The following is a 17,311-nucleotide window of genomic DNA, read 5'->3' as shown; positions in this document are numbered from 1 at the left end:
CGGTTTTCTCTGAAGCATGATGGTCGAGACCGGATCGCTTGCGGGCGATCCGGTCCGCCGACATCGTTTTCCTGCATCGGAGCCCGTCAAAATGCAGATGAAATCACCCTATCCCTACTGGTTCATAGCACCGGCAGCCGTCGTCTTCACGGCGCTGTTTCTGGTGCCGACGGCCGCCTCGTTCTGGTTCAGCCTGACCAATTGGGACCTGTTCGGCTTCCAGTTCATCGGCTTTGAAAATTTCGTCGACTTCTTTCGCGAACCCTTCCTGATCAAGGGCACGACGAACACGATCATTTTCGCCGTCCTGACGTCTGCGGCCAAGACGGTGCTGGGATTGCTGCTCGCCGTGTTGCTGACGTCGGGCCTGTTCGGGCAGGGCCTGTTGCGCTCGATCGTGTTTTTCCCGGTTCTGGTTTCCACGATCGGCGTCGGCATCCTCTTTACCGAGATGATGCATCCGACCGATGGCGCCATCAATGTTGCGCTCGCCTTCTTCGGTATCGACGGGCCGGGCTGGCTCACCAATCCGAAGCTTGCGCTTTACTCCGTGGCGCTCGTTGATATCTGGCGCGGCGTGGGGCTGGCGACGCTGATCTATATCGCGGGGCTTGCCGCCATCGGCCAGGAATATTACGAAGCCGCCCGCATTGATGGCGCCACGCGCTTCCAGCTCTTCTGGCGCGTGACCGTGCCGCTGGTGCGCCCGGCAACGACGACGGTGATCATCCTGTCGCTGATCGGCGGCCTTCGCCTGTTCGACCTGATCTGGGCGATGACGCGCGGCGGTCCGGGCTTTTCCTCCGACGTGCTCGCCTCGGTCGTCTACAAGCAGTATCAGGCCGGGTTCTACGGCCTTTCCACGGCGGGCAATGTCATCCTGTTCCTGCTGATTGCCTGCATCATTGCCCCGCTTGCCTGGTGGTTCAACCGAAGGGAGCTGGACCTGTGAGCCTCAAAACAAGACGACAACGCGCGTTCATCCACGGCGTCATTGCGCTGGCGGCCGCCTTTGTCCTTTTCGTCATCCCTTTCATCTTCGTGCTGATCAATGCGGCCAAGACACCGGGAGAATCGGCAAGCCCGAGCTTTACCCTGCCCACCGAATGGCATCTCTGGCAAAACCTCGTCGCCGTGGTCGAGGCGCGCGACTATATGCTGCTGCTTGCCTATTTCAATTCGACGGTCATCACCGTCGGCGCCATCGCGCTACTGGTCGTCTTTGGCGCCATGGTCGGCTATGTGCTGCAGCGCCGGCCCTCGAAATTCAACCGTGTGATCTATGGTTTCGTGCTGGCCGGTCTGATGATCCCGCCCGCCGTGGTGCCGACCATCTGGGTGCTGCAGGGGCTGGGCCTGTTCAAGACGCTGCACGGCATGATCCTGATCCAGTTTTCCTACGGCCTGTCATTTACCGTGCTGCTCTACCGCGCCTTCATCGCTACCATTCCGCGCGATCTCGACGAGGCGGCGCTGATCGACGGGGCAAAACCGTGGCAGATCTTCTTCCGGGTGGTGCTGCCGCTCCTGAAACCGGTGACGGTGACGATCATCGTCGTCCAGTCGATCACCATCTTCAACGACTTTACCCACCCGCTCTATTACCTGCCGGGCAGCGAGAATGTGACGGTGCAGATCACGCTCTACAATTTCCAGAGCCAGTTCGTCAGCCAGATGAACCTGTTGTTCATGAACATCCTTCTGGTGACGATCCCGCCGCTCATCGTCTTCATCTTCTTCAACCGACAGATCGTTGCCGGCATGACGTCGGGCGCTGTGAAAGGATAGATCATGGCCGATGTTCTCTTGAAAGAGGTTCGCAAATCATTCGGCTCGCTCGAGGTCATCCAGGGGATCAACCTGGAAATCGAGGCCGGCGAGTTCTGTGTCTTCGTCGGGCCGTCCGGCTGCGGCAAGTCGACCTTGCTCCGGATGATCGCCGGACTGGAAGAGGTCTCCTCCGGCAAGATCGAAATCGCCGGCAAGGACGTCACCTATGAAGAGCCGTCAAAGCGCGGCATCGCCATGGTGTTCCAGTCCTATGCGCTCTATCCGCATCTGACGGTCGGCGAGAATATCGGCTTCGGCCTGTCGCTGGCGCGCACGCCCAAGGCGGAGATCAAGGCGCGGGTCGAGGAGGTGGCGAAGGTGCTGCAGCTCGAGGCGCTGCTGGAGCGCAAGCCGAAGGCGCTTTCCGGCGGTCAGCGCCAGCGCGTTGCCATCGGCCGCGCCATCATCCGCGATCCGCATGTGTTTCTGTTCGACGAGCCGCTCTCCAACCTCGATGCGGCGCTGAGAGCGCAGATGCGCATCGAGCTGACGGACCTCCATGAGAAGCTCGGCAATACGATGATCTATGTGACCCATGACCAGGTGGAAGCCATGACCATGGCCGATCGCATCGTGGTGCTGAACGGCGGACGCATCGAACAGGTCGGGACCCCGATGGATCTTTACGATCACCCGGCCACGCCGTTTGTCGCAGGTTTCATCGGTTCGCCGAAGATGAACCTCTATGAGGGCGAGATCGCGGAGAAGATGGGGTGCGCCACTTATGGCATCCGGCCCGAACATGTGCTGGTCGATGATGCGGAAGGGGAGTGGAAAGGCACGGTGCGCCACGTGGAGCGGCTCGGCGCCGACACGATCGTGCATATCGAGGTGCCCGAGCTCGGCCCCCTCGTCGCCCGCACATCCGGCGAACGCAGCTTCAGAAACGGACAGGACGTGTTCGCAAGCCCGATGGATGGCAAGGCCTTCTGCTACAGCGAAAAGGCATAGACGCTGCCCCTGCCGGACGGATGGCATCGCTCGCGCGAATGTGAAAGCGCGCGGCCGTTTCGGTTTCGAGGAAAGGGGCCTGGAGGTTTCAGGTCTCTTGAAAACGCTTCGTCCCCGCACCAGTTGGATTTCTTCAATATGTTCAACAGGGTGGAGACGGATGGATATCAACAAGCTGCTGGAAGGCTTTCTGGGGTCCGGTTCAGGGGCCGACGACAAAGCGCAGTCAACGGGTGGAACCGGGCTACCCGGCGGCCTTGCAGGCGGCGCTGCCGCGGGCGGTGCGATTGCCCTGCTGCTCGGCACCAAGACCGGACGCAAGCTTGGTGGCAAGGCGCTGAAATATGGCGGGATGGCTGCCGTCGGCGGCCTTGCCTACAAGGCCTATCGGGATTGGCAACAGAACAAACCCTCCGGTCAGGAGGAAAAGCCGCTCAACCTGCCCAAACCGCCAGCCGAAAGCGGCTTCGATGTCGAACATGATCGGGATGCCGGAGGCGAGGATTTTCGCCTGGCGCTGATGCGGGCAATGATTGCCGCGGCCAATTCCGACGATCATATCGACAAGGCCGAGCATGGCCGTATCCGCGAGCAGATCGAGAAAATGGGCTTCGGTGCGGAAGAAAAGGCCGCTCTGTTTGACTATTTCTCCCAGCCCTCAGATTCGGCAGCGGTGGCGAAGCTTGCCCGTTCGCGTGAGCAGGGCGCCGAGCTCTATCTGGCCTCCGCTTTGGCGATCGATCCGGACACGCCGGAGGAAAAGGCCTATCTCGATAAATTGTCCGGTCATCTGGAGATGCCGGACGGCCTTCGTGGACATCTCGATCTCGAGGCAGAGGCAGCCCGTCGTCAGGTCGAGAACTGAGTTTTCCTGACAGCAAAACGGCGCGGCTCCTGCGGGCCGCGCCGTTTGCGATCTCAAGCGCTGATCTCAGAGATATTTCAGGAGGTCGTTGACGCGATCCTGCATGGCGGAAAGCGCATCATCGATGCTCTTCTGGCCGGTCATCGCCGCGTTCATTTCCTGGCCGATAATGTCCTGGATGGCGAACTGGCGCTGGACTTCGCCGGGCACCGGCGTGCCGATCTCGGCCACTTCAAGCACGGTTTCGCGATGGGGCAGCGCCTGGAATTCTGATGAATCCAGAACTGCCTGGACAGACGGCAGGTGACCGGTGCGGGCCCAGTCATAGTCATTGTCATAGATGAACTTCAGGAACTTGCCGATCGCGGCTTCCTGCTCATCCGAACGGTCCATGCGCGAGACGGCGAGGCTGTGGCCGTCGGCATACTGGCTGCGGGTGCCGGAGAAGATCTGCGGATAGGGAACGACCGTGTAGCCGCCGGCATTGAGCGCCGTGCCGTCCTTTTCGGACTCGGCGTTGTAGTCGCCGATCACCCAGGTGCCGCCTTCGTGCACGCCGGCATCGCCTGCGAGAAATGCGTTCAGCGACGCGCCATAGTCGAGGTCCTTGGTGACATAGCCCTCATCATAGAGCGTCTTGTACATTTCCAGAACGGCCTTGGCTTCCGGGGTCTCGACCGAGATCTCCATCGGATCGGCGAAGAAATCGGAATCCTGCTGCTGCAGATAGGTGTAGAAATCACGCGTGTAAAGCGCGGTCTCGTTGGCGAGCGGCATGGTGAAATAGGGTTTGCCGGTTGCCTCCTTGAACTGCTTGGCCTGGGCCAGAAGCTCGTCGACCGAGGTCGGCAGGATCGGCGTGCCGTCGTCATTGGCGAGACCTGCCTCGTCGAACAGCGCGAGGTTGATGTGCCAGAGCTGGCTCCAGTTGTCGATCGGCAGGCCGTAGATTTCGCCGTCGCGGGTCACGCCGGTCAGGCTCGCCTTGGTGAAGCTGTCGGGAGAAATGCCTTCTTCGGCAAGCAGGTCGTTCAGCGGCTGGAGCAGGTTCTTCGAGGCATAGTCGCCGAGCACCGACTGGTGGATCGTCACCACATCCGGCGGATCGCCGGCGGCGAACTGGGCGGTCAACTGGTCGTAGCCGGGCCATTCGACGGTCGTGACATTGACGGTAATATCCGGATTTTCGGCCTCGAACTTGTTGACCAGCGAGGTGATGATGCCGCATTCGCCGACGGCGGCGGAAACATCGGTGTTGTCGCCCCATTCGGCATCGCAGGCGCCGAAGAAGCGCTGGAAGTCGATGGTGGTTTCGGCAAGCGCCGGGCTTGCCGCCGTAAGTGCCACGACGGAAAGCGCGCCGAGCAGTGCTGTTTTCATACGGTATTTCATGTCTACTCCTCCACGAAGCGGGCCATGATCGGCCCTTTGTGTCCACCCTGAAGGGCGATCCCAAATTCGGTTCCCGCACATTGTGGTTGGCGCGCGGGGTGTTTCTCCTCCGGTTTTCAACAAGCGCGCGGGCGAGCGCCTGGCCTCCGCCCGCGCAACATCACTTCTCCGCCGAGCCGGAAACGGCGGTGACGATGTATTTCTGGAAAAACAGGTAGACGATCAGGATCGGCAAACTGGCGAAGACCGCCTGTGCCATCAGGAAGCCGAGGCCTTCCGTCTGGGCGAAATTCATCTGCGACGAGGCGATCCCGACCGTGAGCGTGTACATTTCCTTTCGGGTCGCGGTGATCAGCGGCCAGAAATAGTCGTTCCAGGCGATGAGAAATGTGAAGATGCCGAGCGTTGCCTGCGCGGGTAGCGTCAAGGGCAGCAGAACCTTCCAGAAGATCTTGAAGCGGCTGGCATTGTCGAGAAGCGCCGCCTCGTCATATTCCTTCGGGATGGCGCGGAAGAACTGCGTCATCAGGAATACGCCGAAGGGGGCGGACAGGCCCGGAAGGATCAGCGCGTAATAGGTGTTGTGCAGACCGATCTTGGCGAAGATCTGATGGCGGGCGATCAGCACCGCCTGTTCGGGTATGGCAAGACCCAGAAGCACGATGATGAAGATCGTGTTGCGGAAAGGGAAATTAAGCCGTGCGAAACCGTAGCCCGCAAGCGAGGTCAGCACCAGAATGCCGATCGTGATCGAACCGGAGACGATGATCGAGTTCAGCACCCAGCGGAATACCGACGAATTGCCGAAGATGTTGAGGTAGTTGGCAAGCGTATAGGGCGCATGGAAGACGGAGTTCATGTTGGCCATGAGCTCGCCATTGTCCTTCAGCGACAGACCGATCACCCAGGCAACGGGCGCGACCATGATCAGCGCCAGCACGATGACAGCGCCGAGGATCAGCCGGTCGCCGAGCGTGTTCTTCTTGGAAAGGCCGAAGGAGCTCATCAGGCGTCTCCCTTCTTGCGCGAGACCAGGAACTGGGCCATGGCGGCGATCAGGATCATCACGAACAGGACTTCGGAAGCTGCGGCGCCGAGCCCGATATCCCAGCGGTTGAAGGCCATCTGGTAGATGTAGAGCACCATGGGCAGGGACTCGTTGTTAGGCCCGCCATTGGTCATCAGCCGTGCCTGGCCGAAGAGTTGGAATTGCATCACGATCTGGATGATCACGACCAGAATGATGGTGCGCTTGATCGAGGGCAGGGTGATGTAGCGCAATGTTCGCCAGCGTCCGGCATTATCCAACGCGGCGGCCTCGTAGATCTCTTTCGGGATCTGCTGGAGGGCCGAGAGATAAAGCATCATCGGCAGGCCGATGCACCACCAGACAGTTGCGATCGCGATGCCGATCATCACCAGGTCCGGGTCGGAGAGAAAGGCCGGCGGCGTCGCGTCGAACCAGCCGTAGACGGTGGCGAGCAGGCCGAATTGGCCGATGAAGACGATGCGCCAGATCAGCGTGACGATGGTGACGGAGAGCACCGATGAGGAGAAATAGAGCGTTCTGAGCGCTGCGGCCGTCTTTGTCTGCCGGTTCAGCGCCAGCGCCAGAAACAGGCCGACCAGCGCCAGCGGCGGGACGGTGAGGAAGACGAAATAGAAGGTGTTCCAGACGGCCTTGAGGAAAACGCCGTCGTGCATGAGCCTGACGTAATTGCCGATGCCGATGAAACGGCCCATGGAGAAAGCATCGGCTCGGTGCAGGCTGAGCCAGATGTTCCAGACCATGGGAAAGACGAGCAAGGCGACGAAGAACACCATATAGGGCGCGATGAACAGCGCATTGGCCCAGCTTGACGCATTGATATTGGCGGTTGCCGTCTTCAGCCCTTTCCTGTCCTGACGGGCCAGGGCCGCGCGGGTGGACTGGGCGTCAGACATGATCGGCCTCCCGCCCGGCGGCCTCTTCCGCCGGGTGATAGGCCTTGCCGCCGGCGTCGAAGAGATGGCAGGCCGAACCGTCGAAGGCGAGGTGCACGGTGTCGCCGATCCGTGCCCGGCTGAGGCCGATGTCCTCGGCGACGATGATGCTGTCATCGGAGAGCCGCGTATAGAGCAGCGTGCGGTCGCCGAGCCGTTCCAGCACATCGACCTTGCCTTGCGTGGTGGCCTCGGCCGGATCGGACACGCATTTGACGGCTTCGGCGCGAATGCCGAGCTTCATGGTCCTTTCCGGCAGGCCCGCTGTCGCGATGTCGGTCTGCAGCCTAGCCCCATCCGGAAAAGTCGCGAGCGCGAAACCACCTGCGTCGGCGATCGCGACATCGAGGAAGTTCATCGTCGGCGAGCCGACGAAACGGGCGACGAATTCGCTGACGGGACGGCTGTAGATCTCCATCGGTTCGCCGATCTGCTCGATCTTTCGGTTGTTGAGCACCACGATCCGGTCGGCAAGCGTCATCGCCTCGATCTGGTCATGGGTGACGAAGATCATGGTGGAGGCGACGCGGTTGCGCAGTTGCGCCAGTTCGACACGGGTTCTGACCCTGAGTGCGGCATCAAGGTTTGACAGCGGTTCGTCGAAGAGGAAGGCTTCCGGTTCCTTGACGATGGCCCGGCCGATCGCGACGCGCTGGCGCTGGCCGCCTGAAAGCTGGTTGGGCTTGCGCTCAAGCAGGTGGCTGATTTCCAGCATGCGCGCGGCTTCCTTGATCCGCGCGTCGATGACCGACTGTTCCACCGAGATGTTTCTGAGCCCGAAAGCCATGTTTTCGGCGACGCTCATATGCGGGTAGATGGCGTAGTTCTGGAACACCATGGCAAGGCCGCGCTTGCCGGGCGGCAGGTTGTCGATCCGCTTGCCGTTGATCGAAATTTCGCCTTCGTCGACCGCCTCCAGGCCGGCGATCATGCGCAAAAGCGTGGACTTGCCGCAGCCCGAGGGGCCGAGAAACACCATGAACTCGTTCGCCGCGATCGACAGCGAGATATTGTCGAGGACGGTCAGGCTGCCATAGCGTTTGGTGACATTCTTGATTTCAATCTGAGCAGTCATTCTGCCGTGCTCCCCGGCCGGAGATCCGGCCCTTCCGACGACTTTTCCAAGGCTCCTGCATTCGGCGGCTAAGCTTTCGGTTCGCTGCCAAACGCGCCGCTGTGCGGCGGGACTATCTATGACGCGACTTCCACCGTTTCCTCCCGATGCGCGCCGGACCTGTGCTGGAACCCTAGAACAAATCGTATATTTGTCAACATGATTTCAGGTTCATACCAAATATCATGGTTCACTTAAGCTGTAGGCGGATGAAGCGGTAGCTGAGCGGCGGCGCCGATGCCGTCAGCCCTTTGCCGCCTATTGCCGCGTCTCCGGCATCTTCGGGCTTCACCACATCCGGACTGGCTGCCGTGTTGGTGATGTTGATGTCGCCATGGACAATGATCTTGTCATCCAGGATCGCGTCGGCCTCAAAGCCCTGAAGCGCCAGATCGAGCTCCGCCGTCTCGCTTTCGCTGCGGTTGACGATGAAGAAGGACAGGGTTCCGGCCTCGCCGTCATGGGTTGCCGAGGCATCCACATAGGGCACTTCGCCAATGCCATCGGTGTTATAGGCCGGGCAATCGACTGCCAGTTTCAGCGCCGTGCCGCGTCCGAAGCGGGAAGCGAAATAGAACGGGTAGAAGATCGTCTGCCGCCAGGCAGCGCCGCCGGGCTCCGTCATGATCGGGGCGATGACGTTGACGAGCTGCGCCAGGCAGCCGATCTTCACCACGTCCGCGCGATTGATGAAGGTGTTCAGGATGCAGCCGACCTGCAGCACGTCCTCGAAATTGTAGTCGTCTTCCAGAAGCGGCGGCGCAAACGGCCAACCTTCCTCGCCGGCAAGCGTGGCCTCGTCGCGTTTCTTGGAATGGTACCAGACATTCCACTCGTCAAAGGAAATGTAGACGTCCTTCTTCGAGCGCTTCTTCGATTTCACATAGGCAATCACACCGGCGATCGTGTCGATATAGTCAGCGAGCACCTTGGACTTGGCGAGGAAGCGGGCCGTATCCTTTTCGTAGTTCTCGAAATACATATGCAGCGAGATGTAGTCGACGGCATCATAGGTGTGGTCGAGAACCGTGGCCTCCCATTCCGGGTAGGTCGGCATGTTGGCGGAGGAGGAGCCGCAGACGACCAGTTCGAGATCCCTGTCGAACTGGCGCATGGCCTTGGCGGTTTCGTAGGCCAGGCGGCCATATTCCTCCGCCGTCTTGTGGCCGGTCTGCCAGGGGCCGTCCATCTCGTTGCCGAGGCACCAGAGCTTGACGTTCCAGGGCTCCTCGCGGCCGTTCCTGCGGCGCAGGTCCGACCATTCGCTGCCGCCGGGATGGTTGACATATTCGAGGAAATTGCGGGCCTCGTTCAGCCCGCGCGTGCCGAGATTGATCGCCAGCATCATCTCCGTGCCGACGGCATCGCACCACTTCGAGAATTCGTGGATGCCGACCTGGTTGCTTTCGGATGTGTGCCAGGCGAGATCGAGGCGGACGGGGCGTTCTTCCTTCGGGCCGATGCCGTCTTCCCAGTTATAGGCCGAGACGAAATTGCCGCCGGGATAGCGCACCACCGGCACGTCAAGCTCGCGCACAAGCTCGATCACATCCTTGCGCATGCCGTTTTCATCGGCGCTCGGGTGGTCCGGCTCGTAGATGCCGCTGTAGACGGCGCGGCCCATATGCTCGACGAACGAGCCGTAAAGCCTCGGATCGATTTCGGAAATCGTGTAGTCTTTATGGACGGTGATCCCGGCGCGCATCTTGTCTCCTCCAAATCCCAGAATTTTGGTTTAAACCAATTTTCGTGATCAATAGAGACCTGTTTGCACCCCACGTCAAGCGGCTATGTTCAAGCAATCGCGAATTTTTCAGAGCTCTTGGTGGGCTATTTGGTGGTGATCCTCAGGACAATGTCCTGGTCGTAATTGCCGAAACCCCGGCCGAAAATATTGACGCCACCCGGATGACGGGCGTCCTCGCGCACGCTGATCGACAGGCGGATGGAGTGATGCCGATCGAGCCCGAGATCGGCCAGACAGATATCGGAGATCCTGACGCCATCGACATAGGCGCCGGTTTCGGTCACGCGAAAACGCTTCAGCATGCCGTATTGCGAGCCCTTGAGCTTCCACCAGGCCGGGGTGAAGACGCCCCGCCGGTCGCCGAAATCGCCCGGCGATGTCCACTGGCCGATATCGATGCCGTTGATGCCGATGGTAATGTCGGAGGGCCAGTCGGGATTGGTGCCGGGCACTTCGGAGGACAGTTCCATGGAGAATTCGAGTTCGTTGACGGCGCGGTTGTCGAGCCTGGCATTGTTGGGAAACTGGTACTCCACCTTGCCCCGCGTGAACCAGATCAGCCCGGCCTTCATGCGCGCCGGATCGAGGAAGGAATCGGGCACGTCCAGAAGTCCGATAATGCCCTCATCGGTGCACAGTCCGCAGGGCGCGCTGACATCGAACGCGGTGTAAAGCCCGACCGGCATCGACACCTCGATCCCGTCATTGCGGCGTTCCTCGGCGGCATCGCCGAAGACGATGACAACCTCATCATAAATGCTGGAACAAACCTTCTGGTTGCCCTTGCGCGCCCGCTGGCTCTCCGTGCGGATCAGTCCGGCCTCTTCCAGAAGCTGGACGCTGAGCGAGACGGTGGATTGCGGAAGCTGGAGGATTTCGCCGATTTCCTTGACGTTCAGCGCCCCCTTGCTGCGCAGAAGCTTGAGCACGGCAATGCGCGCCGGCGCGGCCAGGCCCTTGATGACATTCATGTCCCTTTCAGGGTCAACGACGAGGAAATTGCGCGGCATGGGTGAACTTCGCTACTGGCGGTCTGTGTCAGAAAACGTTCATATCAGGATTTTTGGCGCGGTCAAATCACCTTGGCTTCCGATGGTGGGCAACTGGCAGTCAAGTCCAACAATTCACAAATTGGTGCAACCTTTGTCGAGGGATTGCGCTCACTTCGGTTCGTCTGCCTTATTTGGTTGCCGGCAGAGCGATTCGGCCATCGGCTGCATCCACTTGAAAAAACACAAGGAAACGGCCAGATTGCACATTTCCTGTGCATTCGTCGATCTTGACACAAGATTGAGCGGCTTCTAGAATTTTGGACCAAATGGTCAAAGAGGGGTCTTTTTGCAATGAAGAATGATTTTGTCCTGAGCCGTCGCGCTCTCATGGCGTCCACGCTCGTTTTCGGCGCCGTTGCCATGGCGCCTGCCATCAGCGCCGCAGAACCGCTGAAGGTCGCTGCCATCCACGCTTCGCCGGTTGAGAATGCCTGGAACTCGGTCATCCATCAGGCGCTGCTGGAAGCCGCCGAAGAGGGTGCGATCGAATATGTGTTCTCCGAAAGCGTCTCGGGCACGGACTACCCCCGCGCCATGCGTGAATATGCCGAGCAGGGCGTCGACCTGATCATCGGCGAATCCTATGCCGTTGAATCCGAAGCCCGTGAAGTGGCAGCGGACTATCCCGACACGCCCTTCGTCATGGGGTCCTCCGGCGGCCCGTCCGGCGACAATTTCGGCGTTTTCGGCACATGGAACCATGACGGCGCCTTTCTCGCCGGCATGCTGGCCGGCACGCTGACGGAAAGCAATGTCGTCGGCTCCGTCGGCGCCATGCCGATCCCGGAAGTCAACATGCTGATCAACGCCTTTGCCGAGGGCGTGAAGGAAACCAATCCGGAAGCCGAACATCACGTCACCTTCATCGGCACCTTCTTCGATCCGCCCAAGGCGCGCGAAGCCGGTCTTGCCCAGATCGACCAGGGCGCCGACATTCTCTTTGGCGAGCGCATCGGTACGGCCGATGCCGCCAAGGAACGCGGTATTCTCGCCGTCGGATCGCTGATCGATTACACGCCGCGCTACCCGGATACGGTCTTCGCCAACGCGCTCTGGGGCTTCCGCCCGATTGTCGATGCGGCGATCGCCGATGTCGAGGCCGGCAATCCGGTCGGCCAGAACTACACGGCCTTCGGCATGCTGAAGGATGGCGGCAGCGACATCGCGTTCGTTGAGGGCGTTGCCTCGCCGGAAGCGGTCGAAGCCATGCTGGCCAAGCGTCAGGAAATCATCGACGGCACGTTCGAGGTTCCGCGCAACATGGACGAGCCGAAGTAAGGATAGCCCATGCAAGCCGACGCGACAGCGCTCGCCGCCGCGATCGGCAAGGGTGACATTTCGGCGCGGCAGGCGATGGAAGCATCCCTTGCCGCATCCGACACATGGGCGCATCTTGGCGCCCTTGCCGGCCGCAATCCCGAAGCAGGGCTTGCGGCCGCTGATCGTTTTGACGGTCTTTCGGCTGAAGACAAGGCGGCGATGCCGTTTGGCGGCGTGCCGATGCTTGTAAAGGATCTCGGCGGACCTTTTTCCGGCCTTGCCGTCACCGCCGGCTCGCGCGTGCTGGGCGCCGGTGATGCCAGCGCTGACAGCGATATCGCCGCCCGCTTTCGCGCTGCCGGTTTCTCTCTGTTCGGGCTGACGACGAGCCCCGAATTCGGCCTGTCGCTCGCCTCCGAACCAGACAAGGGGCCGCTCTGCCGCAATCCGCTGGATGAGGCCCGCTCTCCCGGCGGTTCATTGGGCGGGGCTGCGGCTGCCGTTGCCGCGGGTATTGTTTCAATTGCCCATGCCACGGATGCGGGCGGTTCCATCCGCGTGCCCGCCGCCTGCTGCGGTCTCGTCGGCCTCAAGCCGTCACGCGGAGCAATGCCGGCCGGGCCGGGCTATGGCAATCACCTCGGCGGCATCGCCACCGAACTCGCCGTCTGTCGTTCCGTGAGGGATGCGGAAGCGATCTTCCGCGCAATCTCCGGCAACGCGCGCGGCCCCTTTCCGCCGCTGGCTTTTGCTGGCGTGCCCGAGGGCAGTCTGCGCATCGGCGTTCTGCCCGAGACGGATGTCAGGGCTGACCCAGCGCGCCTCGGCGTGCTCGAAGATGCCGCGAAGGCGCTTGAGGCGAGGGGCAATCGCCTTTGCCCTGTCGGCTGGGAAGATATCGAAACGCCCGCACGCGCCAGCGCTTCCGCCTTTGCCGACATCGCGGCCGCCAATCTTGCCGAAACATCCGGTCGCTTCGGCCTCGACCTTGAGATGGTCGAACCGATGACGCGCGCCGTCATTGAACGTGGCCGGGCGATGCGGCCGGAAGAAGTCTGGTCGCTGACAAACGAGATGGCGCTGATTGCCCGCGATCTCTGGCGCCTTTTCGATGATATCGACTGCCTTATCTGCCCGATGCTGACGGATGCGCCGAAGCCTGTGGGTAGTTTTCCCACCGACCACGATGACTGGGAACTGCATTTTGAGCGGATGCGCGCCTTTGCGCCGCTTGCCGCCCTTGCCAACCTTTCCGGTTTTCCGGCAATTACATTGCCGTACGGGGCGGACGAGAATGGCCTGCCTTTGCCGGTTCAGATGATCGCGCCGATGGGCGCTGAGGCGGTCTTGCTGAAGCTCGCCGGTGAACTGGAAAACGAAAATCGCTGGCAACACCGCTTTGCCATTGCAGGAGTTTGCGCATGAGAGAAACCGTGCTCGAAATTTCCGGCGTTTCCAAGCGCTTCGGCGACACGCTCGCCAATGACGATATCTCGCTGACGCTTGGCAAGGGCGAGGTGGTGGCGCTGCTGGGCGAAAACGGCGCCGGCAAGACGACGCTGATGAGCATTCTCTTTGGGCATTATGTGCCGGATACCGGCTCGGTCAGCGTTCACGGCGAAATGCTTGCTCCCGGCAGTCCGCGCGCGGCGATCCGCGCGGGCGTCGGCATGGTGCACCAGCATTTTTCGCTGGCGCCCAATCTCACGGTTCTGGAAAATGTGATGACCGGAACGGAGAGCCTGTTTTCCTTGGCCTCCGACACGAAATCCGCCCGCCACAAGCTCGCCGATATCGCCGAACGCTTCGGCCTTGCCGTCAACCCGGATGCCCGCGTCGGCGATCTTTCCGTCGGAGAGCAGCAGCGCGTCGAAATCCTGAAGGCGCTTTACAACGATGCGAAGATCCTGGTGCTCGACGAACCGACGGCGGTGCTGACCGGGCCGGAGGCCGAAAAGCTCTTTGCCACGCTGAAGGAGATGGCGGCGCAGGGCCTGTCGCTGATCTTCATCTCCCACAAGCTGGATGAGGTCATGGCGGCTGCCGATCGCGTCGTCGTGCTGCGCGGCGGCCGGCAGGTGGCAGAACGCAAGGCATCTGAAACCAGCAAGGCGGAGCTTGCCGAACTGATGGTCGGCCGCAAGGTGGAACGGCCCGTGCGCGAACCCGCGACACCAGGTCCCGTCGTTCTGGAGGCGGTCGGCATCACGGTGCGCGTTGAAGGCGTCGACCGGCTGAAATCCGTCGACTTCACCCTTCATGCGGGCGAGGTTCTCGGCATTATCGGCGTTTCCGGCAATGGCCAGGCGACGCTGGCCGCACTTCTGAGCGGCACGGCGAAGCGGGCGTCGGGCGATCTGGTTCTCTTCGGCAAGGGAGTCGGCGACCTGACGGTTGCCGAGGCCATTTCCGAGGGGATCGGCCGCGTGCCGGAGGACCGCAATGGCGAGGGCGCGATCGGCGAAATGGCGATCTGGGAAAACGCCGTTCTGGAGCGCATTTCCGATTATTCGAAAAACGGCCTGGTGCAGCGCGGTGCGGCCATCGATTTTGCCAGCCAGATCATCGAGACTTTCGATGTGCGCGGCGGCACGCCGACAAGCCGCACGCGGCTCTTGTCGGGCGGAAACATGCAGAAGCTTATTCTGGGACGAAACCTGATCGAGCACCCGAAGATCCTGCTGGCGGCGCAACCCGCGCGCGGGCTGGATGAAGGCGCGGTGGCGGCCGTTCACGAGCGCATTCTGGAAGCCCGGCGGTCGGGAACGGCGGTTCTGCTGATTTCCGAGGATCTTGATGAGGTGATGGCGCTTGCCGATCGCATTCAGGCGATTGTCGGCGGCAGGCTGTCTCCGCCCGTTGCCGCTGAAAATGCCAATACGCAGATGCTTGGCCTGATGATGGCCGGTGAATGGACGGAGAACGCCGATGCGGTTTGAACGGCGCGAACATCGCCCGACGGCGCTCGTCATCGCAACGCCGCTGATTGCGGTGGCGGCAGCGCTTGGAATTGCCGGCATTCTCATTGCGCTCGCTGGCGCGCCAGTGCTGGAAGCCTATTGGAAGATCCTGGTCGGCGCCTTCGGCTCGAAGCTCTCCATCACCGAGACCCTGACGCGGGCAACGCCGCTGATCCTGACCGGCCTCGCCGCTGCGGTCGCCTTTCGCGCGCGGCTCTGGAATATCGGCGGGGAGGGGCAGTTCTATCTCGGCGCAATCGCAACGGCCGCCGTCGGCGCGCATCTGACAGCGGGCCTTCCGGGCTTCGTGCAGATGCCGATCCTGATGGCGTCCGGCGCTGTCGCGGGCATGATCCTGCTTCTGGTGCCGCTCTGGCTGAGGCTGCGCTTCTCCGTTGATGAAGTGGTGACGACGCTGCTGTTGAACTTCGTCGCGATCCTGTTCGTCTCGATGCTGATCGATACGGTCCTGAAGGATCCGATGGCCTTTGGTTGGCCGCAGTCGGAGGCGGTGGAACGCGCCGCCCGCCTGCCCAAGCTGGTCGATCGCTCGCGGCTTCACATCGGCCTTCTCGTTGCGGTCGCCTTTGCCTTCATCGTTCATTTCATCCAGTCGCGGACGACGTTCGGCATGCGATCGCGCGCGGCCGGTCTCAACCCGAAAGGCGCGGTGTTCGCCGGCGTGCCGCTCGGGCGCACGCTGGTGCTTGTCGCCATGTTGTCGGGCGGGCTCGCAGGCCTTGCGGGCAGTATCGAGGTGCTGGGCGTCAAGGGCTATGTCACCACTGACCTCTCGCCCGGCTATGGCTATTCCGGCATCGTTGTCGCCATGCTGGCCAACCTTCATCCCATCGGCGTGGTGCTGGCCGCGCTGTTCACCGCCGTCATGTTTGTCGGCGCGGATGGCATGAGCCGGTCGCTCGGCATCCCGACCTATATCGCCGATGTCACCGTGGCGCTGTCGCTGATCTCCATGCTGGTCGCCGTCTTCTTCACGCAGTACAGGGTCCGCCGATGAACACGATTGTCGATATTCTGGCTTCTGCCGGTCTCTGGGCTGCCGTTCTGCGCATCGCCACGCCGCTGATCCTCGGCACGCTCGGCGCGTTGCTCTCGGAACGCTCCGGCGTGCTGAACCTCGGCATCGAGGGCATCATGACCTTCGGCGCGATGGTTGGCTGGCTCGCCGTCTTCAACGGCGCCGACCTCTGGACAGGGCTTTTCGTGGCCGCGCTTGGCGGCGCGGTCTTCGGCGCGCTGCATGCACTGCTGACCGTTACGCTCGGGCTTTCGGAGCATGTCTCGGGCCTCGGCGTCACGCTGTTTGCCTCGAGCTTTGCCTATTACGTCTTCCGGCTGATGGTGCCGGTGTCCGGTTCGCCGCCCACGGTGGAACCGTTCCAGCCGATCAATATTCAGGGCCTCTCCGATCTGCCCTTTATCGGTCCCGCCTTCTTCACCCAGACCGCGCCGACCTATCTGGCGATCGCGCTGGCGATCCTGCTGGCCTATATCCTGGCGAAAACCCCGCTGGGCCTTGCCATCCGCATGGCCGGCGAAAATCCGCATGCGGCGGAAGCGCAGGGCGTCAACCCGATGGTGATGCGCTATGGCGCGGTGATCGTCGGCAGCGCGCTGATGGGCGTGGGCGGCGCATTCCTGACGCTCTCGGCCTTCAACTCCTTCTTCCCGACGATGGTGCAGGGGCGCGGCTGGATCTGCATCGCGCTTGTCGTCTTTGCCTCCTGGCGGCCTGAGCGGGCGCTGTTCGGGGCGCTGCTGTTCGCCTTTTTCGACGGGTTTCAGCTGCGCCTGCAGACCGCGCTCGATGGTGCTGTCCCCTATCAGATTTTCCTGATGATCCCGTATATTCTGTCGATCGCAGCGCTCGCGGTGATGGCGCGCCGGGCGCGGGTGCCGCAGGCGCTGATGCAGCCCTACCGGCGCGGGGAACGGTGAGGGGATGCGATAGTCAATCTCTCCCCTTGAGGGAGAGATGCCCCGACAGGGGCAGAGAGGGGTGAACCCTATCCGCGAGCACAGAGATTGCGGCTTTTGGGGCTTGCGCCCTTTACCCCTCTCTGTCGCTTTCGCGACATCTCCCCCTCAAGGGGGGAGATTGGAAGATGACAAGCACCGACACAGACTAACGGCCGG

15 protein-coding genes are annotated in these 17,311 nt (G+C 61.6%); 9 read left to right on the top strand and 6 right to left on the bottom strand.

Annotated features, from left to right (window positions below; genetic code table 11):
* Positions 1–91: 91 nt before the first annotated feature.
* From GGR30_RS09260 to GGR30_RS09245, 4 genes are all read left to right on the top strand, one after another.
* On the top strand, positions 92–952 hold the full coding sequence (locus GGR30_RS09260) for a carbohydrate ABC transporter permease (protein ID WP_183485300.1): 861 nt from the start codon (positions 92–94) through the stop codon (positions 950–952).
* Positions 949–1,788 (top strand): carbohydrate ABC transporter permease, encoded by an 840-nt coding sequence (locus GGR30_RS09255; RefSeq protein ID WP_343066483.1) that lies wholly within the window; start codon positions 949–951, stop codon positions 1,786–1,788. Before GGR30_RS09260 ends, GGR30_RS09255 begins: the two co-directional genes overlap by 4 nt.
* 3 nt (positions 1,789–1,791) lie before the next feature.
* On the top strand, positions 1,792–2,781 hold the full coding sequence (locus tag GGR30_RS09250) for an ABC transporter ATP-binding protein (protein WP_183485297.1): 990 nt from the start codon (positions 1,792–1,794) through the stop codon (positions 2,779–2,781).
* Between the two features lie 160 nt (positions 2,782–2,941).
* The gene (locus GGR30_RS09245) at positions 2,942–3,646 is read left to right on the top strand and encodes a tellurite resistance TerB family protein (RefSeq protein ID WP_183485294.1); all 705 of its coding nucleotides are present in this window, start codon (positions 2,942–2,944) and stop codon (positions 3,644–3,646) included.
* A gap of 66 nt (positions 3,647–3,712) precedes the next feature.
* Here GGR30_RS09245 and GGR30_RS09240 read toward each other — a convergent pair whose 3' ends face one another.
* The 6 genes from GGR30_RS09240 to GGR30_RS09215 all read right to left on the bottom strand — a co-directional run bounded on the left by GGR30_RS09240 (position 3,713) and on the right by GGR30_RS09215 (position 10,892).
* Entirely contained in the window at positions 3,713–5,038 is a 1,326-nt protein-coding gene (locus GGR30_RS09240) for an ABC transporter substrate-binding protein (RefSeq protein ID WP_183485291.1), read from the bottom strand.
* Between the two features lie 160 nt (positions 5,039–5,198).
* Positions 5,199–6,044, bottom strand: a complete 846-nt coding sequence (locus tag GGR30_RS09235) for a carbohydrate ABC transporter permease (protein ID WP_183485286.1) — start codon at positions 6,042–6,044, stop codon at positions 5,199–5,201.
* A complete protein-coding gene (locus tag GGR30_RS09230) occupies positions 6,044–6,982 on the bottom strand; it encodes a carbohydrate ABC transporter permease (RefSeq protein ID WP_183485283.1) in 939 nt (312 codons plus the stop codon). The genes GGR30_RS09235 and GGR30_RS09230 overlap by 1 nt, the downstream gene beginning before the upstream one ends.
* Positions 6,975–8,096, bottom strand: a complete 1,122-nt coding sequence (locus tag GGR30_RS09225; RefSeq protein ID WP_183485280.1) for an ABC transporter ATP-binding protein — start codon at positions 8,094–8,096, stop codon at positions 6,975–6,977. Before GGR30_RS09225 ends, GGR30_RS09230 begins: the two co-directional genes overlap by 8 nt.
* Positions 8,097–8,325: 229 nt before the next feature.
* Entirely contained in the window at positions 8,326–9,840 is a 1,515-nt protein-coding gene (gene arfA / locus GGR30_RS09220) for an arabinosylfuranosidase ArfA (RefSeq protein ID WP_183485277.1), read from the bottom strand.
* Positions 9,841–9,965: 125 nt separating this feature from the next.
* Positions 9,966–10,892, bottom strand: coding sequence for an ArsR/SmtB family transcription factor (locus GGR30_RS09215; protein WP_183485274.1), 927 nt, complete (start codon positions 10,890–10,892; stop codon positions 9,966–9,968).
* Between the two features lie 333 nt (positions 10,893–11,225).
* Here GGR30_RS09215 and GGR30_RS09210 point away from each other — a divergent pair, with 333 nt between their 5' ends.
* From GGR30_RS09210 to GGR30_RS09190, 5 genes are read left to right on the top strand one after another with little or no spacing between them, the layout of a single operon-like run.
* On the top strand, positions 11,226–12,212 hold the full coding sequence (locus tag GGR30_RS09210; RefSeq protein ID WP_183485272.1) for a BMP family protein: 987 nt from the start codon (positions 11,226–11,228) through the stop codon (positions 12,210–12,212).
* 9 nt (positions 12,213–12,221) lie between these two features.
* Positions 12,222–13,619, top strand: coding sequence for an amidase (locus GGR30_RS09205; protein ID WP_183485270.1), 1,398 nt, complete (start codon positions 12,222–12,224; stop codon positions 13,617–13,619).
* Positions 13,616–15,133, top strand: coding sequence for an ABC transporter ATP-binding protein (locus GGR30_RS09200; protein ID WP_183485268.1), 1,518 nt, complete (start codon positions 13,616–13,618; stop codon positions 15,131–15,133). The genes GGR30_RS09205 and GGR30_RS09200 overlap by 4 nt, the downstream gene beginning before the upstream one ends.
* Positions 15,123–16,172 carry an ABC transporter permease gene (locus GGR30_RS09195; RefSeq protein ID WP_183485266.1) on the top strand — a complete coding sequence of 350 codons (1,050 nt, stop codon included), beginning with the start codon at positions 15,123–15,125 and terminating at the stop codon, positions 16,170–16,172. The genes GGR30_RS09200 and GGR30_RS09195 overlap by 11 nt, the downstream gene beginning before the upstream one ends.
* A complete protein-coding gene (locus tag GGR30_RS09190) occupies positions 16,169–17,113 on the top strand; it encodes an ABC transporter permease (protein ID WP_183485264.1) in 945 nt (314 codons plus the stop codon). The genes GGR30_RS09195 and GGR30_RS09190 overlap by 4 nt, the downstream gene beginning before the upstream one ends.
* The last annotated feature ends 198 nt before the right edge of the window (positions 17,114–17,311 follow it).

This window comes from Martelella radicis (assembly GCF_014196625.1).
Classification (GTDB): domain Bacteria; phylum Pseudomonadota; class Alphaproteobacteria; order Rhizobiales; family Rhizobiaceae; genus Martelella; species Martelella radicis.
The sequence above is the reverse complement of the archived record's forward strand: the minus strand, read 5'-3'. Positions and strand labels throughout refer to the sequence as shown.